Annotated in this window: 18 protein-coding genes and 3 pseudogenes; 7 read left to right on the top strand and 14 right to left on the bottom strand. The window is 63.1% G+C overall.

Annotation, left to right across the window (positions count from 1 at the left end; all coding sequences use genetic code 11):
• The coding region (locus VZ95_RS06790; protein ID WP_045775185.1) for a methyl-accepting chemotaxis protein at positions 1-643 on the top strand (643 nt) is incomplete at its 5' end.
• A gap of 98 nt (positions 644-741) precedes the next feature.
• The gene (locus VZ95_RS06785; RefSeq protein WP_045775180.1) at positions 742-933 is read left to right on the top strand and encodes a hypothetical protein; all 192 of its coding nucleotides are present in this window, start codon (positions 742-744) and stop codon (positions 931-933) included.
• Here VZ95_RS06785 and VZ95_RS06780 read toward each other — a convergent pair whose 3' ends face one another.
• From VZ95_RS06780 to VZ95_RS06750, 7 genes and pseudogenes are all read right to left on the bottom strand, one after another.
• Positions 934-2,142, bottom strand: coding sequence for a CapA family protein (locus tag VZ95_RS06780; protein WP_052711551.1), 1,209 nt, complete (start codon positions 2,140-2,142; stop codon positions 934-936).
• Between the two features lie 10 nt (positions 2,143-2,152).
• Positions 2,153-3,742, bottom strand: a complete 1,590-nt coding sequence (locus tag VZ95_RS06775) for an ABC transporter substrate-binding protein (RefSeq protein WP_156995122.1) — start codon at positions 3,740-3,742, stop codon at positions 2,153-2,155.
• A gap of 18 nt (positions 3,743-3,760) precedes the next feature.
• Positions 3,761-5,577, bottom strand: a pseudogene (locus VZ95_RS06770) (CocE/NonD family hydrolase).
• Complete coding sequence (locus tag VZ95_RS06765; protein ID WP_332308020.1) at positions 5,471-6,616, bottom strand: ABC transporter ATP-binding protein; 1,146 nt, start codon at positions 6,614-6,616, stop codon at positions 5,471-5,473. Before VZ95_RS06765 ends, VZ95_RS06770 begins: the two are co-directional and overlap by 107 nt.
• Complete coding sequence (locus VZ95_RS06760; RefSeq protein ID WP_045775179.1) at positions 6,613-7,590, bottom strand: ABC transporter ATP-binding protein; 978 nt, start codon at positions 7,588-7,590, stop codon at positions 6,613-6,615. The genes VZ95_RS06765 and VZ95_RS06760 overlap by 4 nt, the downstream gene beginning before the upstream one ends.
• A gap of 4 nt (positions 7,591-7,594) precedes the next feature.
• Positions 7,595-8,470 (bottom strand): ABC transporter permease, encoded by an 876-nt coding sequence (locus VZ95_RS06755; RefSeq protein WP_045775178.1) that lies wholly within the window; start codon positions 8,468-8,470, stop codon positions 7,595-7,597.
• On the bottom strand, positions 8,470-9,444 hold the full coding sequence (locus VZ95_RS06750) for an ABC transporter permease (protein WP_045775177.1): 975 nt from the start codon (positions 9,442-9,444) through the stop codon (positions 8,470-8,472). The genes VZ95_RS06755 and VZ95_RS06750 overlap by 1 nt, the downstream gene beginning before the upstream one ends.
• A gap of 149 nt (positions 9,445-9,593) precedes the next feature.
• Here VZ95_RS06750 and VZ95_RS06745 point away from each other — a divergent pair, with 149 nt between their 5' ends.
• Positions 9,594-10,532: a LysR substrate-binding domain-containing protein gene (locus VZ95_RS06745; protein WP_045775176.1), complete on the top strand. Its 939-nt coding sequence runs from the start codon at positions 9,594-9,596 to the stop codon at positions 10,530-10,532.
• A 47-nt stretch (positions 10,533-10,579) separates the two neighbouring features.
• Complete coding sequence (gene fumC / locus VZ95_RS06740) at positions 10,580-11,977, top strand: class II fumarate hydratase (RefSeq protein WP_045775175.1); 1,398 nt, start codon at positions 10,580-10,582, stop codon at positions 11,975-11,977.
• On the opposite strand, the gene VZ95_RS06735 is transcribed toward fumC, so the two are convergent.
• Positions 11,974-12,825 (bottom strand): EamA family transporter, encoded by an 852-nt coding sequence (locus VZ95_RS06735; protein ID WP_045775174.1) that lies wholly within the window; start codon positions 12,823-12,825, stop codon positions 11,974-11,976. The genes fumC and VZ95_RS06735 overlap by 4 nt on opposite strands.
• Positions 12,826-12,906: 81 nt before the next feature.
• Between VZ95_RS06735 and VZ95_RS06730 the strand changes: the two genes are divergently transcribed.
• Complete coding sequence (locus VZ95_RS06730; protein ID WP_045775173.1) at positions 12,907-13,401, top strand: MarR family winged helix-turn-helix transcriptional regulator; 495 nt, start codon at positions 12,907-12,909, stop codon at positions 13,399-13,401.
• 28 nt (positions 13,402-13,429) lie between these two features.
• The gene (locus tag VZ95_RS06725) at positions 13,430-16,027 is read left to right on the top strand and encodes a cation-translocating P-type ATPase (RefSeq protein WP_052711549.1); all 2,598 of its coding nucleotides are present in this window, start codon (positions 13,430-13,432) and stop codon (positions 16,025-16,027) included.
• Here VZ95_RS06725 and rtcR read toward each other — a convergent pair.
• Positions 15,993-17,602 (bottom strand): annotated as a pseudogene (gene rtcR / locus VZ95_RS06720) (RNA repair transcriptional activator RtcR). The gene VZ95_RS06725 and the pseudogene rtcR sit on opposite strands and share 35 nt — an antisense overlap.
• 185 nt (positions 17,603-17,787) lie before the next feature.
• On the opposite strand from rtcR, the gene VZ95_RS06715 reads away from it, so the two are divergent.
• On the top strand, positions 17,788-19,326 hold the full coding sequence (locus tag VZ95_RS06715) for a vWA domain-containing protein (protein WP_045775172.1): 1,539 nt from the start codon (positions 17,788-17,790) through the stop codon (positions 19,324-19,326).
• Positions 19,327-19,799: 473 nt separating this feature from the next.
• Here the strand turns inward: VZ95_RS06715 and VZ95_RS06710 are convergent, their stop codons facing one another.
• From VZ95_RS06710 to VZ95_RS06690, 5 genes and pseudogenes are all read right to left on the bottom strand, one after another.
• Positions 19,800-20,288, bottom strand: a complete 489-nt coding sequence (locus tag VZ95_RS06710) for a hypothetical protein (RefSeq protein WP_052711548.1) — start codon at positions 20,286-20,288, stop codon at positions 19,800-19,802.
• A gap of 13 nt (positions 20,289-20,301) precedes the next feature.
• Complete coding sequence (locus VZ95_RS06705) at positions 20,302-21,822, bottom strand: protein kinase family protein (RefSeq protein ID WP_156995120.1); 1,521 nt, start codon at positions 21,820-21,822, stop codon at positions 20,302-20,304.
• On the bottom strand, positions 21,722-22,396 hold the full coding sequence (locus VZ95_RS06700) for a protein kinase family protein (protein ID WP_045775170.1): 675 nt from the start codon (positions 22,394-22,396) through the stop codon (positions 21,722-21,724). The genes VZ95_RS06705 and VZ95_RS06700 overlap by 101 nt, the downstream gene beginning before the upstream one ends.
• 230 nt (positions 22,397-22,626) lie before the next feature.
• A pseudogene (locus tag VZ95_RS06695) lies at positions 22,627-23,918 on the bottom strand (adenylosuccinate synthase).
• A partial coding sequence (locus VZ95_RS06690) for an ATP phosphoribosyltransferase regulatory subunit (RefSeq protein ID WP_045775169.1) occupies positions 23,915-24,341 on the bottom strand: 427 nt, incomplete at its 5' end. The pseudogene VZ95_RS06695 and the gene VZ95_RS06690, both read right to left, overlap by 4 nt.

The raw sequence follows: 24,341 nt of genomic DNA, 5'->3' as shown, positions 1-24,341 counted from the left end.
AGGCCAGCTATCCTCTTCAATTCGCGAGATTGGCCAACAGGTGGCGCACTCGAGTGAAATTTCCCGACGCGCTGCCAATGAGGCTCAGGTAACGACGGTGACCGTGCGAGGATTGCTTGAAAATGCAGCACAGATCGGGGCGGTCGTGCGCTTGATTGACGACATCGCTTCTCAAACGAATCTCCTGGCCTTGAATGCAACAATTGAAGCCGCAAGGGCTGGGGAAGCTGGGAAAGGCTTTGCTGTGGTTGCCAGTGAAGTGAAGATCCTCGCCAATCAAACCGCCCAGGCCACCGAAGAGATCAATCGGCAAATCGGGGCTACCCAGGCGGTAACGCAGGAAGCGGTGGCGGCGATCAATAGCATCCTGACGCGGATTACCGATATTAATGAGATTGCGGCAACCGTTGCCGCTGCCGTCGAGCAGCAGTCCGCCGCAACCGCAGAAATCGCCCGAAACGTCCAACAGGCCGCCGAAGGAACCCAGGAAATCAGCGATACGATTGGCGGCGTTACCGATGTTGCAGGCCAAACCGGCCAAACCGCCGGTCGGGTGCTCGCCGCAGCCCAGGGGCTGACGACCCAAGCCGCGGCCCTGCGCGATGTGGTCGATGGCTTTTTGCGCGGGGTGAAGGCGGCCTGACGCTGGCTTTGCTCGGGGGCTGTGATCGGGCGTGATTTTGCACTGCACCTCTGCTACAACCCCCGCCTTACCGCCGCAATCAGCCTGAGATATTTGCCATGCAGCACGAACCCCATCGCGACCAGATCGATAATCCTACGCTCTTTGTTATCAATCTGTTGCTCGCGCTGATTGCAAGCGCGCTCTTCTTTGGCCCGCAGGTGATTTTTTACGGGGCATTGGTTCTGGCCCCCACCGGTCTTGCGTTGATCGTGCTTTTGACGCGCGGCTACGGCCAACCGGCGCTTTAGCTAACCGCCCAACGCAAGCGACAAGAGGCCATCCCCGCCGTTCCATCCGGCGGGCGGGGTCTCCTCACGCCACGCGCGCAGAAATGCCGCCGCCTCGGGGCCGCGCCACAGCCCCGGTCGGTCGTCGCTGCGGGCCTGATCGCCGCCGCCGAGGCGCAGGGCGTGAATGTCGAGACCGATCAATCGCCCGCCCGCAAAGCTTGGCACCGCGAGAATGCTGCGCCATAGCGACGGGTGCGGGCGCACGCTTTGGCGTTGTGAGTGGAACATGAAATTCCCGAGGCCATAGAAGGCGGGTTTCCCATCGATCAAATCCATTCCGTGCAGTACCGGCGCACCATGCCCGACGAAAAGATCGGCCCCCGCTGCGAGCAGGTGGCGGGCGAGACCGGGTATCCAGGGCGCGGGCTTCTCCCAATCGGCGGGCCAATGGTGCGTGTGGAGCGACGCGATGACCAGCGCGCCCGTGGCTTTGGCGGCGGCGATGGCGGCTTCTTGGCGGGCGAGATCGACCTCATCGATCGTCCAACGCTCTTCCGGCGCAGCGGCGGCTTCGAGCGTGAGGCCGAAGAAACTTTGGCAGCCCGGCGGCGTTGGCGTCTGGAAGCCCACGGCCACACGGGTTTTTAGGCGTTGGCTATCCCCCATCTGCGCGGCCAATGTGGCGAATTGTGCCAGAACTTCCGGCGGTAATCCCAAGCGCCGCGAGACTTTCAAGCGATTGACACCAGGGCGGCCCGGCCCGCCCTCAACCCCATCGCTCGCATAGACCGAGGCGTCCCACGGCCCGGCGTCCATCGCCACCACGGCGAGCCCTCCGCCCAAGCCGGCCTGGGTTGCCGCCGTTAGCGTCGGCCCCGTGCCCGCGACGGTAAAGCCGCGCGCGTGGGTCTCTTCCAGGGTCGAGAGAATACCGTTCGGCCCCAAATCGCCCGCGTGATTATTGGCGAGGGAGAGATGAGTGAAGCCGAAGTTCTTGAGAACGTCCAGCAGCGCTGGGGCGATCCCGTGGGCGGCCTTATCCTTCATCGGCCAACCGCCGAAGCGGCCAGCGATGCTGCCTTCGAAATTGGTGAAGGCGGCATCGCAGCCGCGCAGCAGCTCTGCGAGAGCCAGGGTTTCAGCCCCGGCCCCCGGAAGCGGATCGTGGCGGATCAGGGACTGACCCGCCAGCGCAACGCGAACCGCAGCCTTATTTGCGGCTGACATTCCCCGCCGCCTATTGGCGGCTAACATTCATGGCAACCGTATGTTCGTCGCGGCGGCCCTGGTAAACGAAGCCCTTGCGCGTCGCCCAGGCCACTTTCTGCCAGTAGAGCGGAAGAATGCCGACGTCGTCGAAGACGATTTTGCTGGCCTGCTGCAGGAGCTTTTCGCGCTTCGCATCGTCGAACTCGGCCATGCCCTGTTCGAGCAGCGCATCGAAAGCTGCATTGGAATAGCGCGTGCGGTTGTTGCCGCCGAGGCCCTTTTCCTTATCGAAACTGTGCAGCACGCTATCGAGCCCGGCGGAGGCTTCGCCGGTGGTCGAACCGTAGCTGAAGAGGAAGGCGGAATACTCGCCCGCCGTCGCCGCTTTGGCGAAAACACTATAGGGCAGGCTTTGAATGCCGTTCACCTTCAATCCACCGCGCGCGAAAAGCTGGCCGATGGTTTGGGTGATATTGCTGTCTTGCGCAAAACGGTCGTTGGAGCCGTGCAAAGTTATGCCGAACCCCTTCGGCCAGCCTGCGTCGGCCAGCAGTTTCTTTGCGCCCTCGGGGTCGAAGGCGGTCGGCTTCAGGTCGGGATTATAGCCGAATACGCCTTCCGGCACCATTTGCCCGGACGCGGTTCCGGCATTGGTCAACACGCGCTCGATCAGGCGGGGCCGGTCGATCAGTTTCGACAGGGCTTGGCGCACGCGCACGTCTTTGAGCGGGTTGCTGGTCAACGCCTTTCCATCCAAATCGGTGAGGAAGGGGCTGACGTCGCGGGCGCTATCGAGGGCGAGATAGATTAGGCGCAGCGAATCGGCTTCGGCGACCTGAATATTCGCGTCTTTCTTCAGCTCTTCCACAAAGTTCGGCGGGACCAGATCGATCATCTGCACGTCGCCCGCCTTCAGCGCGGCCACGCGGGAGGCGGCATTGCTGATGAAGCGCAGTTGTACCCGCTCGAACTCGGCCTTTTTGCCCCAGTAGCCATCGTAGCGCACGAGGTTGAGCTGCCCGCCCGGCGTCCAATCGACAAACTTATAGGGGCCGGTGCCAATGGTGGCGGTGCCTTTGTTGAATTGATCGTTGGTAGCGCCCTCGGCGGCCTTTTTCGAAACGATGAACACCCGGCCGATTTCGTTCACGAACAAAGGATCGGGAGTTTTCGAGGTGATCTTCAGGGTAAGCGGGTCGATAATCTCCATTTTCTCGATCCCGGCGACCGAGGGGGCGAAGGACGCAGGAGAATTCGGAATGGTTGGCGGGCGTTGGAGCGAAAACACCACGTCTTCCGCCGTAAACGGGCTGCCATCGTGGAAAGTCACACCGGGACGAAGTTTTACTTCCCACACCAGCGGCGAGAGCGCCTTCCACGACAGCGCCAACTGCTGCGTCGCGCGCATATTCTCATCGACCCCGGCGAGGCGCTCGAAAATATGGGCGGCGGTCATCTGGTTATTGCCGGTGCGGGCGAACTGCGGGTCCATCGAGACGGGCTCGTTGCCGCGCGCGATAATCAGGTCGGGGGCTTGGGCCAAGGCCGTGCCGCCGGTCAGGGCGGCGGTGAGGCCGATGCCGAGGGCCAGCGGGCGCATCCATCGAAAATTCATCATTCATCTCCCTGAGTTTGGTTAAGCAGCGGCGTTGCAGTGGGATTGACGGGCAGCAGCAGGCGCGACGGGTGCGCCGCGTCTAGATAGATCCGCACGGTGGCGGTTTGGGTCGGGCCGCTTTTCCAGGCGGGGGGCGCCGGTCTGCGGGTTCACGTCGAAATGGGGGAAGTTGGAACTGGCAATATCGAGGCGCAGGCGGTGCCCGGCTTTGAACAGGTTGGCGGTGGGAAAGGCTTCGACCCGCACGCGGTAGATACGATCAGGCTCCATCGGCTGAGGCACCTCCCAGCCGTCGCGAAAGCGGCAGCGTTGAATACCGTCGGTCAGATTGAGGGCGAACCCTTGCGGATAATCGGGCGAGGGCGGGTACACGTCGATGAGCTTAATACACAGGTCCACGTCCGGGGCAGAAGATTGTACGAAAAGCTCGACCACAATCGGCCCGGTCACGTCTAAATCCTCGGCGAGCGGCGCGGTTTCGAACACCAGCACGTCGGCGCGGCTGGCGAGGGGTAGATAGGGGGCGCGGGAGCCGAAGAAGCGCGCTTCTTCGCGCTGATCGAAGCCGCCGCCCTCCATAATCGGCGCGCCGGAGGTAATCGCCCCGCCGATGCTGGGGACCGGATGGGCGGGGTCGGACAGGTAACTGCGATAGCGCACGACGTCTTCAGGTGCCTCGCGGGAAAAGCCGCCGTCTTTGGTTAGGAAGAAATCCTGCGTCGTTGCGCTCGGCGGCCAGGTGTCGGCCTGCATCCACGTGCCGCCGTGATCCAAGCGGCCTTCAGCGGTTTTGCGGCCCGTGCCGCCCCCCATGCGGAAGTAGCGCACGGCGGGCGGCGGCGGCGGCGCGGCGCGGTCAAACAGCCGATTGAACCACGCCAGCCTAAACTGAAGAAAATTTTCCGCCAGGGTGCCGTCGAGTGTTGCCGCCGGGCCGAAATCGGCATCGCCCGAATGGGTCTCACTGCGCCGACCGTGCAGCCAGGGGCCGAGCACCAGAAAGGCGGGACTCGTGCGCTTGCTGCCCGTGAGGGCTACGAAATTCTCCGCCGCCGAGCGCGGGTAGGGATCGTACCAGCTTGAGATCAGCAGAATCGGAACATCGGGGATCGCGTCGACATGGCCGAGGGCGTAAAGGCCGGGTTTCTGCCAGCTTTCATCGAAGCTTTCCGCCTGCCACTGGCTGAAGAAATAGTCTTCATACTCCGGCACCCAGCGTAACGGGCTGTGGCCCGGCTTCCAGGGCAGTCGGTGGAACCAGTCGGTGATGTTTTCGGCGTCCAGGGCGGCGGCGATCAGGGGATCGGCCTTTGCGGTTCGGCTGAGGCGCGCGTGCTTAAACGCCCAGGTCGCTTGCTTCAACTCGAACGCGCCACCCTGACGAATGCCGCCCTGAAAGGCATTGGCGAAACCGCCGCTATCGAGCAGCATGCCCACCAGACCGGGGGGATTGAGGCAGGCGAGGGCCATTTGCGCGTGGGCTCCGTAGGACAGCCCCCAGGTCGCAATCCGCCCGTCGCACCAGGTTGCGCAACCGCCCAGGCCAGCGTATCGGCCCCATCGGCGGCCTCGCCGGTATATTTGCTAAAACTGCCTTCCGACGCATAGCGGCCCCGGCAATCCTGAATCGCCACGGCATAGCCGGCACGGGCGAAATGGCCGGCGATAGCGGCGCGCGGCATTGGCGTGCGGTCGGCGACCGAGATTTCAGAGAGCGGCGCTGCGGTTTTATCGTAGGGCGTGCGCTCCAGCAGAAGCGGTAGCGGCGCTTCGACCGCAACGCCCTCTTGCGCGGGCAAATAAAGATCGGTGGCCAGGCGCACGCCGTCGCGCATCGGCACCATCACGTTTGCATAGCGGAGGATTCGGCCCCCATCGAGGATGTCGGGCGTCATGCGGCAGTCGCCAGATGGCAGGCGGCTTGATGGCCGGGGGCGAGGGTACGCAGGGCCGGGGCTTCGATCCGGCAGCGGTCGGTCGCCAGCGGGCAGCGCGGGGTGAAAATGGCAGGCCGGGGGGCGGGTGCAGCGGCGAGGGAATCTCGCCCTTCACCGGCGCAAACACCTGCCGCCCGCCATCGACGCGCGGGATTTGCGACAGTAGCGCCTGCGCATAGGGGTGGCGGGGATTGGCGAACAAATCTTCGGTCCGCGCCAGTTCTACCAACCGCCCAAGGTAGAGGATCGCCACGCGGTCGGCGATATGTTCGACCACGGCAAGATCATGGCTGATGAACAGATAGGTTAGCCCGCGCGCTGCGCGCAAATCCATAAATAGGTTCAGCACTTGGGCTTGAATGGAGACATCGAGCGCGGCGACCGATTCGTCGCAGACCAGAAAATCGGGCTTCACCGCCAGCGCGCGCGCAATGCCGATGCGCTGACGCTGGCCGCCGGAGAATTGATGCGGGTAGCGGTGGCGAAAATTGGGGTCGAGCCCGACCTGATCCATCAGATCGACCACATAGGCTTCCAGCTCCCGCCGCGCCACCAACCCATGATACAGGGCCGCCTCGCCAATGGCGTCGATCACCTTCTTGCGCGGGTTGAGGGAGGACATCGGGTCTTGGAAAATCATCTGAATCCCAAGGCCCGACTTATCCGCCCCCACCGGCTTGCCGTGGTAGCGCACCGCGCCTTCGGACAGCGGCATGATCCCGGCGGCGATGCGCCCCAAGGTAGACTTGCCGCACCCGCTTTCCCCCACCAACCCGACCACTTCGCCGGGCTGAACCGTGAGGGAGACGCTATCGAGGGCGTGAACGGTGTTTTCCTCCACCGTCGCGCCGAGGCGGCGGGCGAGTTTACCGGCAAGATCGAGTTTATTTTCGAAACGCTTGGTAACGCGCTCAATCTCTAAAATCGGGGCGGTCATAACGCCTCCAAAGCAACGGGATGAAAGCAAGCGGCCTGGCGCTGCCCCGGAAAATCGAGCAGCGGGGGCCGCGCGTCGCAGGCACCATCGGCTTGGGCGCAGCGGGGGGCGAAGGCGCAGCCTTTCGGCAGATCGATCAAGGCCGGGGTCATGCCGGAAATCTGCCGCAGCCGCTCCCCGCGCCGATTGCGCCCCGGCAGCGAGTGCAGCAGCCCTTCCGTATAGCGGTGCAGCGGCGCGGCGAGGGTGGCGTCGGTCGGGCCGAGTTCCACGATTCGCCCGGCGTACATCACCGCGATTCGATCCGCGAGCCCGCCGACGACGCCGAGATCATGACTGATCCAGATGAGCGCGGTTCCGGTGACGCGGCAGAGGTTTTGCACTTCGAACAGAATCTGCGCCTGAATGGTCACGTCCAGCGCGGTTGTCGGCTCATCGGCGATAATCAGATCGGGGTCGAGCAGCAGGGCAATGGCAATCGCCACCCGCTGTCGCATCCCGCCCGAAAGTTGGTGCGGGTAGCACAGCAGCCGTTCGTCCGGCGAGGGAATGCCGACTTTCGCCAATACCTCGCGGGACCGGGCGCGGGCGGCGTCGCGGCTGATGTCGCTATGGGCCTGCAAGGTTTCGATCATCTGCGTGTCGATGCGCAACACGGGGTTCAGCGTCATCATCGGGTCTTGGAAGATCATGGCGATGCGGTTGCCGCGCAATTGGCGCATCGCCTCCTTGGGCCGCGTTAGCAGGTCTTGGCCGTTGAAGAACACATTACCGGCCGTAACCCGTCCCGGCGGCTCCACGAGCCCCATAATGGAAAAGCCGGTAACGCTTTTGCCGGAGCCGCTTTCGCCCACCAACCCAAGGATTTCGCCGCGCTGAAGATCGAAGGAAACATGATCGACCGCGCGGGCCGGGCCCTTGGCCGTGGGAAATTCGGTCACAAGACCGCGAACGGAAAGAAGGGTTTCGCCCATCGCTCTAACGTCCTTGCAGGCGTGGGTTAAGGATCTCGCGTAGCCGGTCGCCCGCGATATTGATGCTGAAAATCAGCACCAGCAGCAGCACGCCGGGGAAGACCGCGACCCAATATTTGCCGGTCAGCAGATGCTCATAGCCATTGGCAATCAGCAGCCCCAGCGAGGGTTCGGTGATCGGCAAGCCAATGCCGAGGAAAGAAAGAGTGGCTTCGGTGGCAATCGCCGAGGCGATTTGCAGTGTTCCCACCACAATCACCGGCGGCAGGCAGTTGGGCAGCAAATGCCCGAGGATGATGCGCACCGGCCCCAACCGCAGGCAGCGCGCGGCTTCGATATAATCCTTCGAGCGCTCGACTAGGGCGGCCCCCCGGACGACGCGGGCGAAATAGGCCCATTGCACCAAGATCAGCGCGAAGATGAGTTTCGCCAAGCCCTGGCCGAGCATCGCCATAATCATCAACGCGATCAGAATGGTCGGAAAGCTCAGCATGAAATCGACAAGGCGCATAATGACCGTCTCGGTGCGCCCGCCGACATAGCCCGCGATCAGGCCCAGGATCGTGCCGAAAGCGACGGCGACAAAACAGGCCGAAATGCCCACGGCGATGCTGGTACGCAACCCGTACACCATCGTCGAGAGCATATCGCGGCCCTGGCCGTCGGCGCCGAGCAGCAGGGTAAAGCCCGCTTCGGCCTGCGCGCCGGGGGGCAGCATATTATCGGCCATACCCAGTTCGGCGAGATTATAGGGGTTCTGCGGCACTAGCGACGGGCCGAAAACGGCGGTCAGCAGCAGCAGGGCGACAATCGTGGCGGCGACCACGGCGAAGGGCGAGCCTGCGAACTGGCGGGCGACGCGGGCGATATTTCCGGCCATCAGCGTTTCTCCGCCAAGCGCACGCGCGGATCGAGCGCGGAATAGAGGATATCGACCAGCAGATTGATGGTGATGAACATCGCCACCACGACCATCAGGTAAGCGACCACCACGGGCCGGTCGAGCTTATAGATACTGTCGATGATGAGCTTGCCCGAGCCCGGCCAGGCGAAAACGGTTTCGGTCACGGTGGCAAAGGCCACCAACTGCCCGAACTCCAGCCCGGTGACGGTCACGATGGGCACAAGGATATATTTCAGCACATGCACCCCGATAATGCGGTTCTCGCGCAGGCCCTTAGCGCGGGCGAATTTCACGAAATCCAGCACGAGGGCTTCACGCACCCCGGCGCGGGTGAGGCGGATGAGGAGGGCGGTTTTAAACAGGGCGAGGTTGATCGCGGGCAAAATCAGGTGCCGCCAACCGTCCAGCGTGGCAAGGCTGGTTTTGATCCCGAAAATCTCGCCCAATTCGCCGCGCCCGTTGGAGGGCAACCAGCCGAGCAGCACGGCGAAAATCCACACCAGCATCATGCCTTGCCAGAAGCTCGGCAGGCTGAAGCCGAAAATCGAGCCCGTCACGATGGTGCGGTCCACCGGCCCATCACCCTTCAACCCCGCCCACAGCCCAAGCGGAATGCCGATGCCGACCGCCAGAATCAGCGCAACGAACGCCAGTTCCAGCGTCGCGGGCAGGCGGTTGAGAATAAGGCTGATGGAGGGCTCGTTATAAACGAAGCTGCGGCCCAAATCGCCGTGCAGCGCGTTCCATAGGAAGGTGCCATATTGGGCATAAAGCGGCTTATCGAGGCCGAGCATGGCAATCGCCTGGTCGCGCTCGGCGGCGCTGGCATCGGGGTCGATCAGCAGCAGGCTCGGATCGCCGACGCCGTAGAGGCCGACGAAAACGATCAGCGAGACCGCCAGGATAACGACGCAGCTTTGCAGCAGCCGCCGAATAATGAAAACGAGCAATTTTCCCCGGCCCTTCTTTTATAACGATGGCGTGAGCCCGTAAGAAAGATTATTGCTCCCGACCATGCCGATGCGGAAATCGTTTGTTCTGATGCTCCCATTAGGGGAGATTATTCGCCGTCGCCCTCTCCCTTGTTTGGCGAGTTTTTATGGAAAATCTAACCCTTACCCTCCGGCACCTGCGGGTTTTCCGCGCGATTATGGCGACCGGCAGCGCCACGGCGGCGGCCGATAGACTGGCGATTACCCAGCCCGCCGTTAGTCAGCAGTTGGCGCAACTGGAGGAGGCGTTGGATTTGCGCCTGTTCGAGCGCAAGGCCGGGCGCTTGGTCGCCACCGATCAAGCCGTGGAACTGCACCGCGAGGTCGCCAACGCTTTCGATAGTATCGAGCGGATCGTTAATCTCGCCAGCCGCCTGCGCGCCGATGCGCCCGCCACTTTACGGATTGGCGCGCCCCATAGTTTGGGCTTCCAGGTATTGCCGCAAATCTGCGGGGCTTTCAGCGCGCGCTATCCGGGGCTCGCCTTCGAACATCAAGCCGGGCGTTACGAGGTCGTGGGCGGGCAGGTGGCGGCGGGGGCGCTTGATTTGGCCATTCTGAAACGCCCGGTGCGCCATCCGGGGACCGATATTCTGTGCAGCTTCGAAGCGCGCTCGGTCTGCATCATTCCGGCCAAACACCCGCTGGCGCAGCAACCAGGGGTTTTCGGGCCGGAGGATTTGAAGGATGCGCCGCTGGTGATGCTGCGCCGCGACAGCCCCTCCCGGCATCTGCTCGAACAGGCGTTGCTTACCGCCGGCGTGCGCCCGCGCGTGAAAGTGGAGGCGATGACAGTCGCCGCCTGCTGCGGTTTTGCGACGGCGGGGCTGGGCGTAGCCGTGGTGAATGAGTTGATGGCAATGCAGTTCGAAACGCCGGGCGTCGTGCTGCGCCCCTTCGAGATTGAGGGCGACCGGCAGGTGTTCGATTTGGTCACGCTGGCGGGGGTACCCGTCTCGCCGTTGATTCAGGAGTTTTCCGACTTCATGGTCGCTTGGGTGGAAAAGACCTTAACGGCGTTTCGGAAGCGCTTGACGGACGTTTAAGCCCGGTGCCTTGTAACCGCTCCCCGGTTTAAGAAAGGCGCATAGGTATGGCAACGCGGATTGAAACCGATACTTTCGGCCCGATTGAGGTGGAGGCCTCGGTCTATTGGGGGGCGCAGTCGCAGCGCTCGATCGGGAATTTCAAGATCGGCTGGGAACGGCAGCCGGTGCCCGTTATCCGCGCTTTGGGCGTCATCAAGCGCGCCGCCGCCGAAACCAATCACGCCCTGGGCAAGCTCGATGCGGGGCTGAAAGACGCCATTGTATCGGCGGCGCAGGAGGTGATCGACGGCAAGCTCGATGCGCATTTCCCCCTGGTCGTCTGGCAAACCGGCTCCGGCACGCAGACCAATATGAATGCCAATGAGGTGATCTCGAACCGGGCGATTGAGGCTTTGGGCGGGGTGATGGGCTCGAAAAAGCCGGTGCATCCCAACGATCACGTCAATATGAGCCAATCCTCGAACGATACCTACCCGACCGCCATGCATATCGCGGCGGCGGTGCAGACCGTGCAGCATCTGCTCCCCGCCCTACGCCACCTGCACGCGGCTTTGGCGGAAAAAGCGGTGGCGTGGCAGGCAATCATCAAGATTGGTCGCACCCATACGCAAGATGCGACGCCGCTCACCTTGGGTCAGGAGTTTTCGGGCTACGCCCAGCAGGTGGAAAACGGCATTTTCCGCATCGAGCAAACCTTGCCGCTGCTGATGCAATTGGCCCAGGGCGGTACGGCGGTCGGCACGGGGTTGAATGCGCCAGTTGGCTTCGCCGAAGGGGTGGCGGCGCGGATTGCCGACCTCACCGGCCTGCCGTTCACCAGTGCGCCTAATAAGTTCGAAGCCCTCGCCGCCCACGACGCGTTGGTGATGACCCACGGCGCGCTCAATACGGTGGCGGTCAGCCTGTTCAAAATCGCCAATGATATTCGCTTCTTAGGCTCCGGCCCGCGCTCCGGCCTTGGCGAATTGGCGTTGCCGGAGAATGAGCCCGGCTCCTCGATCATGCCCGGCAAGGTCAACCCCACCCAATGCGAAGCGCTGACGATGGTCTGCTGTCAAGTCTTCGGCAATCAGGCGACGCTCACCTTTGCGGGCAGCCAGGGGCATTTCGAGCTGAACGTTTATAACCCCGTTATGGCTTATAATTTTCTTCAGTCGGTGCAGTTGCTCGGCGATGCGGCGCGCTCTTTCACGGATCATTGTGTTGCGGGCATCGTCCCGCGCACGGAGAATATCCAGGCCGCGCTGGACCGCTCACTGATGCTGGTAACGGCGCTGGCCCCGAAGGTTGGCTACGACGCCGCCGCGAAAATCGCCAAAACCGCCCATCGCAACGGCACCACCCTGCGCGACGAGGCCGTGGGCGGCGGCTATGTGACCGATGCCGAGTTCGACGCGCTGGTGCGTCCGGAAAAGATGATCGCGCCCGATCCGTTGGCCTAGTTTTTCACGCTCAGGCGCTGATTGAGCCAAACGCTGCCCAAGACCACGGCCACCCCCGCCAGTTGCGCCGGGGTGAGCGCTTGGCCGAGTAGGCTCCAACCGAGCAGCACGGCCATCAAGGGGCTGAGGAAGCCCAGGGGCGCGACGATTGAGGGTTTCAGCCGCGCAAGGCCCCGGAACCAGAGCAGATAGGTCAGCGCCGCGCCGACCAGGCCGAGGTAAGCAAAGCCAAGAAGGTTTCGGCCCGTCGGCAGCGGTAGGGTGGGTTCGAACAGCAGCGCGAGGGGCACCAGCAGCAGCCCACCCGCCGTGAGTTGCCAGGCGGTGAAGGTGAGGGCCGAGACGGGCGGTCGCCAATAGCGGCTGAAGACGGTTCCCGCCGCCATCGACAGCGCGCCGCCCAGCCCGGCAGCGACGCCAATCGGGTCGAGCACGGCGTTCGGCGTTAAGACCAGCAGGGCAACCCCCGTAATCCCGATCAACCCAACAAGAATCGACAGTCCCCGCACTGGCGCTTTGAAGAACAGCCGCTCCAATCCAATCACGATCAACGGCTGGATCGCCCCTACCGTCGCCGCCACACCGCCCGGCAGCCGATAGGCGCTGACGAACAGCAGCGCCCAGAAGATCGAAAAATTCAGTGCGCCGAGAATAAACACCCGGCCCCACCAAATCCCGCGCGGCAGGTGCCGCACGATCAGCAGCAGCAGGAGCCCTGCCGGGAGCGCGCGCACTAAGGCCACCCAGAGCGGATGATCGGGCGGCAGCAGTTGCGTCGTCACAATATAGGTGCTGCCCCAGATCGCCGGGGCGAGGGCAGTCAGGGCCAAGTCGGCGCTGCGGGGCATGGTGGGGGGCTCCTTTTATCTTGATGTCAAGATAGTTTCAAATATCTTGACATCAAGATAAATCACCGCTCAACTACCCCGATGGATCATGTCGATAAAATTCTGGCCCAATGGCGGGCCGAACGTCCCGACTTGGACGTAAGCGCGATGGGGCTCTTTGGTCGTATGGCGCGGCTGATGGGCCATTTGCGCGGCGCGATTGACGCCAATCTGGCAAAACACGGGCTGACGGCGGCTAATTTCGACGTGCTCGCCACCTTGCGCCGTTCGGGGGAGCCCTTTGCGCTCTCGCCGGGCGATTTGCTGGCGACGATGATGATTACCTCCGGCACGCTGACCAGCCGAATCGATCAACTTGAAAAAATGGGGCTGGTGGCACGCACGGCCAACCCGCAGGACGGGCGCAGCGTGATCGTTAGCCTCACGCCGACTGGCTTTGATCTCATCGAGGCGGCGGTAACGAGCCATGTGGCAACCCAATCGCGCTTGGTCGCGGGGCTCGCCGAGGCGGATTTTGCAACGCTGGATCGATTGATCGGCACCTATCTCGCGGAATTTGAGCAAGATCAATCATAGCGTCTTGGACTCCTGTTAGACTGGCGGGATGATCCAAACGCCCCCCGCTTTTTTGCCCACCGCTTTTTCCCAAACCCCCGAGGCGTGCCAAAGCGCGCTCGTCAGCCCGGCGGAGGGGCTGAGTTCGGATGAGGCCGCCCAACGCTTGATCGCGGTTGGCCCCAATCAACTACCGCAACCGCCGGGAAAGCCGTTCTGGCGCGTGTTCCTCGCCCAGTTCGTTAGCCCGTTCATCGCGCTTCTGGCGGGGGCGGCGGCGCTTGCCGTGTTTCTGGACGATGTGACCGACGCCGGGTTTATCGCATTTGTGCTCGTCACGAATGCCCTTATCGGCTCGATCCAAGAATGGCGGGCCGAACGGCAAACGAATGCCTTGCGCCATATGGTCGGCGGGCAGGCGGTGGCGATCCGCGATGGGCGGGAGCAAACGCTCCCCGTGATCGATCTCGTCCCCGGCGACCGGGTGAAGCTCGAAACCGGGATGCGCGTGCCCGCCGATCTGAAACTGCTCACCGCCACCGGCTTGCAGGCCGATGAAAGCCTGCTCACGGGCGAATCGGTCGCCACGGCCAAAGCCCCCGGCGTCGATGCGCCCGACGCGGCTTTGGGCGACCGCGCCAGTCTGCTGTATGCCGGAAGCCTCGTGCAAACGGGCCGCGCGCTGGGGCTGGTGGTGGCGACGGCAGAAGCCACGGAAATCGGTAAAATCTCAGCCTCCCTGCGCTTGGCCCCGGCCCCGCAACCGCCGCTCACCGCGCGCCTCGCCCAGTTCACCCGCGTGTTCGGGATTGCGATTTTGGGGGTGATCGCGCTGATCGCGCTGGTAGAAACCCTGCGCGGCGCGCCTTTGATCGAGGTGATGGTGGTGGCGATTGCGCTGGCGGTTTCGGCCATTCCCGAAGGCTTGCCGGTAGCGATTACCGTCGCCCTCTCCCTCAGCGTGCGGCGAATGGCGGCGCGCAATGTGATCGTTCGGGCGTTACCGGCGGTGGAGGGGCTGGGGTCGGCCACGCTGATCGCCTCCGACAAAACCGGCACGCTGACGCTGAACGAGTTGAGCGTGGGCGAGGTGGTGACGGCGGAGGGCGTTTCGGAGACGGATCTTGCGACCCTCGCCCGCCATTGTACCGATGCGTCGCTCGGCCCGGATGACGCGAATCGCCGCGTTGGGGCGGTGGGCGATGCGGTGGATGTGGCGTTGCTGGCCTGGTCCGAAACGCTGACCGGCGATGCTTCCGGCCCCGATCATGGCTTTAGCGCCTCGGCGGTGGTTGCAACCTTACCCTATGAATCCGAACGGAAATTTGCGGCAGTGCTGCGCGACAAGGCCGGAGCGGGGCAGGTGATCGTCAAGGGTGCGCTCGAAACCCTGCTAAGCTTCTGCCCCGAGAGCGATGCCGCTTACTGGTCTGGCGAAGCCAATCGGTTAGCCGCTGAGGGCTATAAAGTTATTGCCGTTGCGGAAGGGGAGGGCGCGCCTAGCGGGCCGTTGGGGGCCGCGCATCTTGAGGGAAATCGTCTCGTCGGCCTGATCGGGCTCATCGATCCGCCCCGTCCCGATGCGGCGGGCGCGATTGCAACCGCCCGTACTGGAGGAATCGACGTGCGGATGATTACCGGCGACCACCCGCTGACGGCGCTCGCCATTGCCCGCCGCCTGGGGCTCGCCGAGGCGGACAGCGAGGTTGTGACGGGGTCCGCTTTGACCGCGATGGAAACGGCGGAATTCGATGCAACCGTTGCACGGGCAAAAGTCTTCGCCCGCATTGAGCCACTGCAAAAGCTGGAAATCGTCGAGGCTTTGCGCCGCTTGGGCCATCAGGTCGCCGTAACGGGGGACGGGGTGAATGATGCGCCCGCCTTGCGCGCCGCCGATATCGGCATCGCTATGGGCCGCAATGGCACCGATGTGGCGCGGGAAGCGGCCGATCTGGTGCTGGTCGATGATCGTTTCGCCACCATCCTCAACGGCATCGCCGAAGGCCGCGTGGCCTATGACAATGTCCGCAAAATCATCCAACTTTCCGTTGCAACCGGCGTTGCCGAAGTGCTGCTGTTCGTCCTGGCGACCGCGACTAACACGCCGCCACCGCTGACGGCGGTGCAATTGCTGTGGCTCAATCTGGTGAGCAACGGCATTCAAGACGTGGCTTTAGCGTTCGAGAAAGGCGCGCCGGATATTCTAAACCGTCGCCCGCGCCCGCCCGGCGAGGCTTTGTTCGATCCGCTGATGATTACGCAGGTCAGCCTCTCGGGACTGTGGATTGGCGGCGTGGCGTTTGCAACCTATCAGCTTCTTCTGAGCTTGGGGGCCAGCCCGGCGCTGGCGCAAACTAACTTGCTGTGGCTGATGTTGTGCTTCGAAAACGCCCATTGCCTCAATAGCCGCTCGGAGCGCCGCTCGGTTCTGGCGATCCCGTTCGCCAGTAACCCTGTGCTGCTTTTGGGCATTCTCGGCACGCAGGTTTTGCAGATCGGGGCGGGATTGGTGCCCTGGTCGCGTGATCTTCTCGGGCTCCAGCCCCTGCCGTTTGCCGACTGGTTGCTGATGGCCGCGATTGGTTTTTCTATTATCCCGCTGATGGAAGCCTTCAAGGCCCTGGTGGTGCGGCCCCGCCGCTGGTGATCCCTGCCCAATCGAGCCCGAAGCGCGCGAGATATTTGCGTAGCCGGTCGGCGTCATTGGTGCTGCGCCGCTGGCTGCGCGAGGCGGAAAACAGGGTGCGCCCCGCGTCCGACGCGCTGCGCGCGGCCCGGCAGACGCGCACGACTTCGGCCAATTGAACCCGGTCGAACAAATCCAAGGCATCGGGGCCAAAGCCGAGCGTGCTTAACGAATCCTCCGCAGCCCCCCCGCTGCTGCCCTGCCATAAGGCCGTTAGCCGTAGAATTTCGGCCTCCACGGTTTCAAGATCGATCCGTCCGGCGGGGGCAAGGGTTCCCATGCGCGTGAGGCTTGCCGCAAGATCCCGAAAATTGCCGGTCCAGCGCGCCCCATCCGACAGGGCAAAGCGCAGGTAGCGCGCTTCCGCCTCACGGGTAAAGCGCAGGCTGCGGCCCTCGCGCTCGGCGAACCGCGCCACCTCATAGGCCAAATTGGGTTCGATATCCTCGCGCCGGTCGGCAAGGCCGGGCAGACGGAAGGTCCAGAGATTGAGGCGGGCATAGAGATCCTCGCGGAACCGCCCGGCGGCAACGGCGGTCCCCAAATCGCGGTTGGTCCCGGCGATCAACTGAAACTCCGAACCGACTTCGAGATCGGCCCCCACGGGCAGAAAGCGCTTTTCCTCCAGCGCGCGCAGCATCATGGCCTGCTCGTCCAGCCCAAGTTCGCCGATCTCGTCGAGAAACAGCAGGCCCTTATCGGCGGTGCGCAGCAGGCCGGGGCGGTCCTGGATAGCCCCCGTGAAAGCCCCGCGCCGATGCCCGAAGAGGGCGGACATCGCCCCATCGCCGCGCAAGGTGGCACAATTGACCTCAACAAAAGCCCCGGAAACCTGATGTTTCAGCTTTTTGAGCGCATAAATGCGGCGCGCGAGTTGGGTTTTTCCCGCCCCGGTCGGCCCTGTCAGCAGGATCGGGGCGCGGCTGCCCAACACTACGGTTTCAATATCGGCAATCAGCCGATTGAAAGCGGGGTTGCGCGTGGCAATGCCGGACTTCAGGAAGGAGGCATCGGCCTGCGCCGCCTCAGCAAAACGGCGGGCGATGCTATCGTACCGCGACAGATCAAGATCGATCGCCGCCCACTTGCCGCGCCCGCCTCCGCGCCCATCGGTATCGGGAAAGGTCTGCGCCAAGCGCCCCGGCATAAACCGCGCCTCGGTTAGCAAGAACAGGCAGATCTGCGCAACATGGGTTCCGGTCGTGATGTGGACTAAATAATCCTCCCGGTCGGGCTGGAAAGGATAGGCGCGGGCGAAATCCAGCAGCCGCCCATAAACCTCCTCAAAACTCCACGGGTCGTCGAAATCCAGGCAGCGCAGGTCAACGCGCGTTTCCGGTGAAACCTCGGCAAGGTCGGCAACAACCTGGTTCGCTAGCGCGGTATGGGGCGTTCGATACAGAAGAACCAGCCGGTCCACCCGCAGATCGGCTGATGACAGAGGCCGATGGTGGGCCGCCAGCGGGACCAGCGGGTTCCGCCGCGCGCGTCCAGATTGGACCCCAGAAAGCCAATAACGCAGGTTGGGCGAGACATGATTATCTCATACTATAAAATACGATAAATCTATATCGTTATTTTCAAAACCCGTCATCACCCTGCATCGCCCGTCGATAAAATAGTTCTCTATAAAACAATGGTTTATAGAATTATGGGGGGAAGGTTCGGAGGTTGGCACGCCGCCTGCAGTTCTCATCACATTCGTGAGACAGGAGGTTCCGATGGCCAATCCCCAGCTTTTTGCCCCGGCAGTGCCGACAGGGCATTCGCGTAACCAGGAAGGGGCGCTGGCCTATGCCTATGGGGCGGAGCATCTTCTGGCGCAGATGGCCTGCACAGGCACGCTCTATGATGGCTTTTACGGCAAGGCGGAGGATCAACTTACGGCGGTTCTGGCGGCGGCGGCGCAGGTCGATCCGATCTTTGTGGCGCAAACGGCGATTTACGCCCGCCACACGGCCCGGATGAAGGATATGCCGGCCCTGTTAACGGCCTATCTCACCCGCGCCGCGCCGGATTTGTCGGTTCCGGTGTTTCGCGCCGTTATCGATAGCGGGCGGATGCTGCGGACCTTCGTTCAGATTGTGCGTTCGGGCCGGGTTGGCCGCAAATCCTTCGGCACCCGCCCGAAGCGGCTAGTGCAGCGCTGGCTGGAGGAAGTCCCAATGCCGGTTTTGCTTCAGGCGGCGACGGGAAAAGACCCGTCCTTGGCCGACATTGTGCGGCTGGTTCATCCGCGCCCCGCCGATGCGACGCGGCGCGCCTTCTACGGGTGGTTGATCGGCAAGCCTTATGATCTTGCCGCGCTTCCGCCCGAAGTTGCCGCCTTTGAGGCCTGGAAGCGGGACTCGACGCAGCCTTTGCCGCCGGTTCCCTTCGAATGGCTCACCCATCGTCCGTTGACCGGGGCGCAGTGGGCCGAGCTTAGCGAGCGGATGGGCTGGCACGGGCTGCGGGTGAACCTGAATGCGCTGACGGCGCATGGAGCCTTTGCCGTTCCAGGCGTGACCGAGCGGGTTGCCGCGCGTCTGGGCAATCTGGCAGCGGCGCGGAAAGCCAAGCTCATGCCGCACCAGGCGCTCATCGCCCTGGCCTCGCTTAAATCCCGTGTGCCGAAACTGATCAAGGCTGCCCTCTTGGGGGTTTTGGAGGAATCGCTGGCCGAAGTTCCGGCACTGCCGGGGCGGGTAGTGATTTGCCCGGATATTTCACCCTCGATGCAGACGCCCGTGACCGGAGACCGGCAGTCGGCCAGTTCGAAGCTCCTCTGCATCGATGTGGCTGCGCTGCTGACGGTGGCGATTCTGCGCAAGAATCCGCAGGCTGGCGTGCTGCCGTTCGATTTGGGGGTACAGCCGATCACGCTCGATCCGCAGGCGAATTTCGGGACGAATCACGCACGGCTGGCGGCTCTGAAGGGTAATGGCACGGCGGTTTCGGCGCCGTTGCGGGCGTTGGTGGAACTGCGGACGGCGGTGGATCTGGTGATTATCCTCTCGGATAATCAATCTTGGGCGGATGCGCCGCAGCCGGAGCGTACCGCGCTGTTGGCGGCCTGGGAGGAGGTGAAGGCGCGCAACCCGGAAGCCCGGTTGATCTGCATCGATCTTCAGGCCCTGGGGACGTCCCAAGCGCCGGAACGCGCCGATATTCTCAACCTCGGCGGTTTTACCGATGGGATGTTCGGGGCAATGCACCGCTTTGTCGCCCGGGAGTCTGGGGGCGATTGGGTGGGTTTGATTAAGGAGACTTCGGTTTAGCGCGTCTTGAGTTTGCCAAGGCGCGCTAGAGCATCGGGCGAATGCGGATTGGGGTACTGGGATTGTGACCAGTTTGGCCGGGGGCGGGGGGCATTTGCCATCCCACCCCTAAGACCAGACCCACATTTCCTCAATCCAGCCTTCGTCGCCCGCGGTTGGGTGAGACGAATATCGGTTGGGTTCCTTGGTAGAGCAGCCGCCTTTACGGGCGGAAGGGTGCCGGTTCAAATCCGGTCCTGGGAAACTGGGAAGCTCTTACCCAATCGGCTTTCGTCGTCTCACCTTCGCTTCGGTGCGAATGCGGGTTGAGTTCCTGGGACAGCAGCCCCCAATGCGGGGGAAGATGTCGGTTCAAGCCCGGCTCCTGGAAACGGGAAAGCTGCTACTCAATCTTTCCTCGTCGCACTGAAAAGCGGCTGAAAAGGAAAACCCCCGCCGAACATAGGTTCGGCGGGGGTTTTTCATATCAGTGTTTAGAACTCTTCGGCACGCGGCGGAATAATATCCGGCCCCCATTCTTCCACTAAGGTTTCCTGGCGCTTTTGCAGCGAGGAAATTTCCTGGCGGTCGCGGAAGGCGGTCATGCGCAGTACCAGCTCCGGCGTCCAGGAGAAGACCAACCAGCCCATTGCCGCCGCCCCATAGATCACCAGCCACGAGAAGGGGTTGGTCATAATATGTTGCAGCGCAAGGCCGGTTTGACCATCAACGAAAAGCTTCACCACCCACGGCACCAGGCCGCAGAGGTTGAAACCGCCGACGCAATAGGCCGCATATTTTTCCGGGCGGCGGTCGATCACCAGGGCAACCAAGGTCGGCAGCATGCCGAGCGTTACCAGAATGGCCACCTTCCAGGCAAAAACCATCAGCACCGGCACGATGATCCAGGCCAAGAGTGCCACGGAGGAGGTTTTCTTCTTCTGCCCACGGTTCAGGCCTGGGCGTCGCAGCATATCAGCCATCGGAACAGCCCCTTTACATCATCGTCGCAAAAATGGTGACGGCCGTCACCACACTGACCAGCAATCCACCGATAGCCGCCGCCAACTGTTCCCCGAAGTGGCGGGATTCATCGTCCCGGCGCGGCTTTTCGGTTTCGAACTGCTTGAGCTGATATTCGATGGCGCGATATTCCGAGGCGGCTTCGTTAAAGCCGCGCGTATCGGAGGCGCGTTCCGCTTCATCGTCGACGACCGACAGAAGTTCGGACATTTGCCCGTCCATCGCCGCACGCCGCACCCGCTCGCCAATTTTTTCGCGGCGCTTGCGGTGGTGGAAAGACCCGACAACCCCGCCGAGCATTCCCGCCATCCACTGCGCCAAGGCTGGGGCCGGGCCGCTATTGGTCTGATCCTGCACGGAGGCGAGCAAGCGCAAGGTTGCGAGCGCGCGCGTGGCCGTATCGGGATTTTGCAGCGATTTCACCACATCCTCATTCATCCGCCGCGCGCGGGCGGCGATGAAGGCGACGATATGGCGATCGAGCGGCGATTCGGGCCGGTTGGAGCGCCGCGCCATCCGTTCCAGCGCCGGAACGATGTGCGAAAGATCGGCGACATATTCCCGCTCGAAAATCGGGCTATGGCAATGTTCGCCGGGATTGAGTTCGTAGAGGCAGCGCTCGACGCCATACCCGATGGCGGGATTATCGATCATCGCCGGAAGCCGGTCGAGCAATTGCACCGCGCGCAGGTCTTCCGGGCGCGGTTTGGCTTGCGCCGAAATCCAATGGATCGGCAGGCGCGAGGAAATGACTTCGGCGATCAACTGCCGCCGCTCGCGATGGCTCATCGCCGAGGCCAGCGCCGGGCCGATACCATCGACGTTCAGGCCGAACCCGCGATAGCGAATCGGGGCTGCCGGATCGAGCGGCACACAAGCGCGCGCCACCAGCCGGTCTTCCGACCCGCGCCCAGCGCTAATGTGATTGGCAGTGGAGGAAACCGCCTGCTGCATCGCTTCGGCGCGCGGCTCGTCGTTCAGGCTGCGGCGCAACCAGGCGTCGAGCTGCTTGGAGCGCACGACGGTGACGGCATTGATATAGTCCTTCGCCAAAGCATTGGCGAGGCTGCGCGTGTTGAAATATTCAACTTCGTTGAAGACGAAGGGGCGTGAGGCGCGCTGCGGCAGCTTGGGCTGTTTCGGCGACTGCCGCCGCCCGGCCAGCCACATATCGAGGTCTTGCAGCGTCCAGCGCTCACGCGGATCGTCGGTGAGCAGCCCGCGCAGGGGCTCCATCAGCGCCAGCGGCAACCGGGCTTGGCCGACGAGCGTGGCATAAGTGCCGAACTCGATCTTATTGGCGAGAATACGATCATCATCGAGGTCCGAAACCGGGTTACGGCCCAGAACCAGGAACAGCATGGTAATGCCCAACGAGTAAAGATCGTCGGTATTATTGCCATTGCCGCGCGCGCTCGGGTGCGCCATCGCGCTTTCGATGGTTTCGAAAAACTGCCGGTTGATCGTAGGCGGGCGGCGAGGAAACGCATTCACCCAAAACCATCGAGCGGCGGCCCGCATCGGCATAGAAGATATTATTGGGGCGGATGGCCCGGTGCGACAGCATGCGCCCGGTAAACTCGCGGACCGTCGGGAGCAGCGGTGTCAAGAAGCCCGAGATCAACTCTTCTTCTTGCAGCGGTGCTTGCGGCACGGTGATGTCGGGGAAAACCCGCACCCCGCCCGGACGCTCCAGAACGATAACGAAGCGGTAGCGCTTTTCCGGCGGCCAATAGATCTTGCCCCATTCGGCAAGTTTCAGCATGCCGGGCACATTGAGGTTCCGCATCGCCTCCAGCATCTCCGTCCGCGCCGGCATTTCGGCGGGCGGTAGGAGAGCGAAGAAAGGCCGGGCGGTATCTGCCTTCAATTGGGCGTGGAACGCAAAGGAATCGCCTGAATCGAGCTGGGGCAGCGCCTGATCCGAATAGATCAGAAAGCGTTGCTTCAGCTCGACAACCGCGTCCGAGCGTCCTTCCGTATCCTCGTCTCGCTCCTCTACGGGCGCGGGGGCTGCCGCATCCATAGGGTTTTCGAGATCAAGCGTTTCCGTCTCAGCCAAATCCATCGTGTGCCACTCATTCTGAGAGGCGGCCGACGGCGATCACCGTCCGCGTGCCACATTCTGCCATCACGGCCATCCTGATTCCCCCAACGCATTTCGCGGGAACTGGGTAGACCCGTGCGACCCTATTCTGTGTGGAATCGCTTTAGGTTCCAACAAGTTTTTCGTGTCAGACTGTATTACTTAAAATCTGACACGAAACAAGGGCTTGTATAGGGCACGTAGCGTCCCTTTTACGGGTGGAACGGGTCGCGGACCAAAATCGTATCATCGCGCTCCGGGCTAGTGGAGAGCAAGGCGACCGGCGCTTCGATCAGTTCTTCGAGGCGGCGGATGTATTTAATCGCCGTCGCGGGCAGATCGGCCCAGGAGCGCGCCCCTTGCGTGCTTTCGGCCCAACCTTCGAGGGTTTCATAGATCGCTCGACCCGCGCCTGGGCGCTGGCCAGCGCCGGGAGATAGTCCAGTTCTTCGCCGTCCAACCGATAGCCGGTGCAGATTTTGAGTTCGTCGAACCCGTCCAGCACGTCCAGCTTGGTCAGGGCGATGCCGGTGATGCCGCCCACTTTGATGGCTTGCCGGACCATGACGGCATCGAACCAACCGCAGCGGCGCTTGCGCCCGGTAACGACGCCGAATTCCTTACCCGTCGCGCCGATCCGCTCGCCGATGGCATCGGTAAGCTCGGTCGGGAAGGGGCCGGAGCCGACGCGGGTGGTATAGGCTTTGGTGATCCCCAGCACATAGGACAGCGCCGACGGCCCGAGGCCCGATCCGGCGGCGGCCTGCCCGGCAACCGTATTGGACGAGGTGACGAAGGGATAGGTGCCGTGATCGACATCCAGCATCGCCCCTTGCGCGCCTTCGAACAGAATGCGCTTGTCGGCCTTATGGGCGGCGTCCAGCAAGCGCCAGACCGGCCCAGCGAAGGGCAGTAGGCGCGGGGCGAGATCGAGCAACTGCTGAAGCAGCTCGGCCTTGTCCATCTCCGCCGCGCCCAGGCCGCGCAGCAGCGCGTTATGATGGGTCAGCAGCCGGTCGAGCTTCTGACCCAGTTCCGCCGGATCGGCCAGATCGCAGACGCGGATCGCCCGGCGGGCAACCTTATCTTCATAGGCCGGGCCGATACCGCGCCCAGTGGTGCCGATTTTCGACGCGCCGCTCGCCTCTTCGCGCGCCCGGTCAATCGCGCCGTGCAGCGGCAGAATGAGGGCGGCATTATCGGCGACGCGCAGGTTTTCCGGTGTCAGTTTCACGCCTTGGGCGGCGATGCGTTCGATTTCGGCGAGCAAGGCCCAGGGATCGACGACGACGCCATTGCCGATCACCGACAGCTTGCCCTGGCGCACGACGCCCGAGGGCAACAGCGAGAGCTTATAGACGGTCCCGTCGATAACCAGCGTGTGACCGGCGTTATGGCCGCCCTGGAAGCGCACGACCACATCGGCGCGTTCCGACAGCCAATCGACGATCTTGCCCTTCCCCTCGTCTCCCCACTGGGAGCCGACTACAACAACGTGGCTCATGCGCGTTCCTCAAGCTCGATAATACGACCGCCCCGGAAAATTGCGTGGCAGTTTAGGCGCTTTGCGGTTTCGTCAACCGCTTCCAACGGGTCAAGCCCGGCAATCGTGATCCAGCCCTCGGCGCGGGCGCGGGGGCCTACGTCGATTGGCGTTCCAACAGGCAAAAAGAGGCGCTTGCGCGGCGGCGGTGCGGGCACGGCGGGCAGGATCGCGTCCATCTCCAGCGTCACGCCGGTCGAAGCCTCGCTCTGCTCCGGCCCGGCCCGATAGCGCCCGCCACGCCCCAATTCGCCGCGCACCGTGCGGGCGAAAAGAGTGAAGCCGACGCCGGTGTGATACTCAAAGCCGCGCCCTTCGATGGGATCGATGGTCAGGCCGACGTGCGGCACCTGATGCAGCAGCGCCTTGGCGACATCGGCGAGA

This window comes from Elstera litoralis (genome assembly GCF_000963705.1).
GTDB classification, from domain to species: domain Bacteria; phylum Pseudomonadota; class Alphaproteobacteria; order Elsterales; family Elsteraceae; genus Elstera; species Elstera litoralis.
Note: the sequence above shows the minus strand (reverse complement) of the source record. Positions and strands in the feature narration are given on the sequence as shown.

Bases quoted from the DNA above. Each gene is read 5' to 3' on its own strand.
- VZ95_RS06785 (WP_045775180.1), top strand. From the start codon at position 742: ATGCAGCACGAACCCCATCGCGACCAGATCGATAATCCTACGCTCTTT.
- VZ95_RS06780 (WP_052711551.1), bottom strand. From the start codon at position 2,142: ATGTCAGCCGCAAATAAGGCTGCGGTTCGCGTTGCGCTGGCGGGTCAG.
- VZ95_RS06775 (WP_156995122.1), bottom strand. From the start codon at position 3,742: ATGATGAATTTTCGATGGATGCGCCCGCTGGCCCTCGGCATCGGCCTC.
- VZ95_RS06765 (WP_332308020.1), bottom strand. From the start codon at position 6,616: ATGACCGCCCCGATTTTAGAGATTGAGCGCGTTACCAAGCGTTTCGAA.
- VZ95_RS06760 (WP_045775179.1), bottom strand. From the start codon at position 7,590: ATGGGCGAAACCCTTCTTTCCGTTCGCGGTCTTGTGACCGAATTTCCC.
- VZ95_RS06755 (WP_045775178.1), bottom strand. From the start codon at position 8,470: ATGGCCGGAAATATCGCCCGCGTCGCCCGCCAGTTCGCAGGCTCGCCC.
- VZ95_RS06745 (WP_045775176.1), top strand. From the start codon at position 9,594: ATGGAAAATCTAACCCTTACCCTCCGGCACCTGCGGGTTTTCCGCGCG.
- fumC (WP_045775175.1), top strand. From the start codon at position 10,580: ATGGCAACGCGGATTGAAACCGATACTTTCGGCCCGATTGAGGTGGAG.
- VZ95_RS06735 (WP_045775174.1), bottom strand. From the start codon at position 12,825: ATGCCCCGCAGCGCCGACTTGGCCCTGACTGCCCTCGCCCCGGCGATC.
- VZ95_RS06730 (WP_045775173.1), top strand. From the start codon at position 12,907: ATGGATCATGTCGATAAAATTCTGGCCCAATGGCGGGCCGAACGTCCC.
- VZ95_RS06725 (WP_052711549.1), top strand. From the start codon at position 13,430: ATGATCCAAACGCCCCCCGCTTTTTTGCCCACCGCTTTTTCCCAAACC.
- VZ95_RS06715 (WP_045775172.1), top strand. From the start codon at position 17,788: ATGGCCAATCCCCAGCTTTTTGCCCCGGCAGTGCCGACAGGGCATTCG.
- VZ95_RS06710 (WP_052711548.1), bottom strand. From the start codon at position 20,288: ATGGCTGATATGCTGCGACGCCCAGGCCTGAACCGTGGGCAGAAGAAG.
- VZ95_RS06700 (WP_045775170.1), bottom strand. From the start codon at position 22,396: ATGGATTTGGCTGAGACGGAAACGCTTGATCTCGAAAACCCTATGGAT.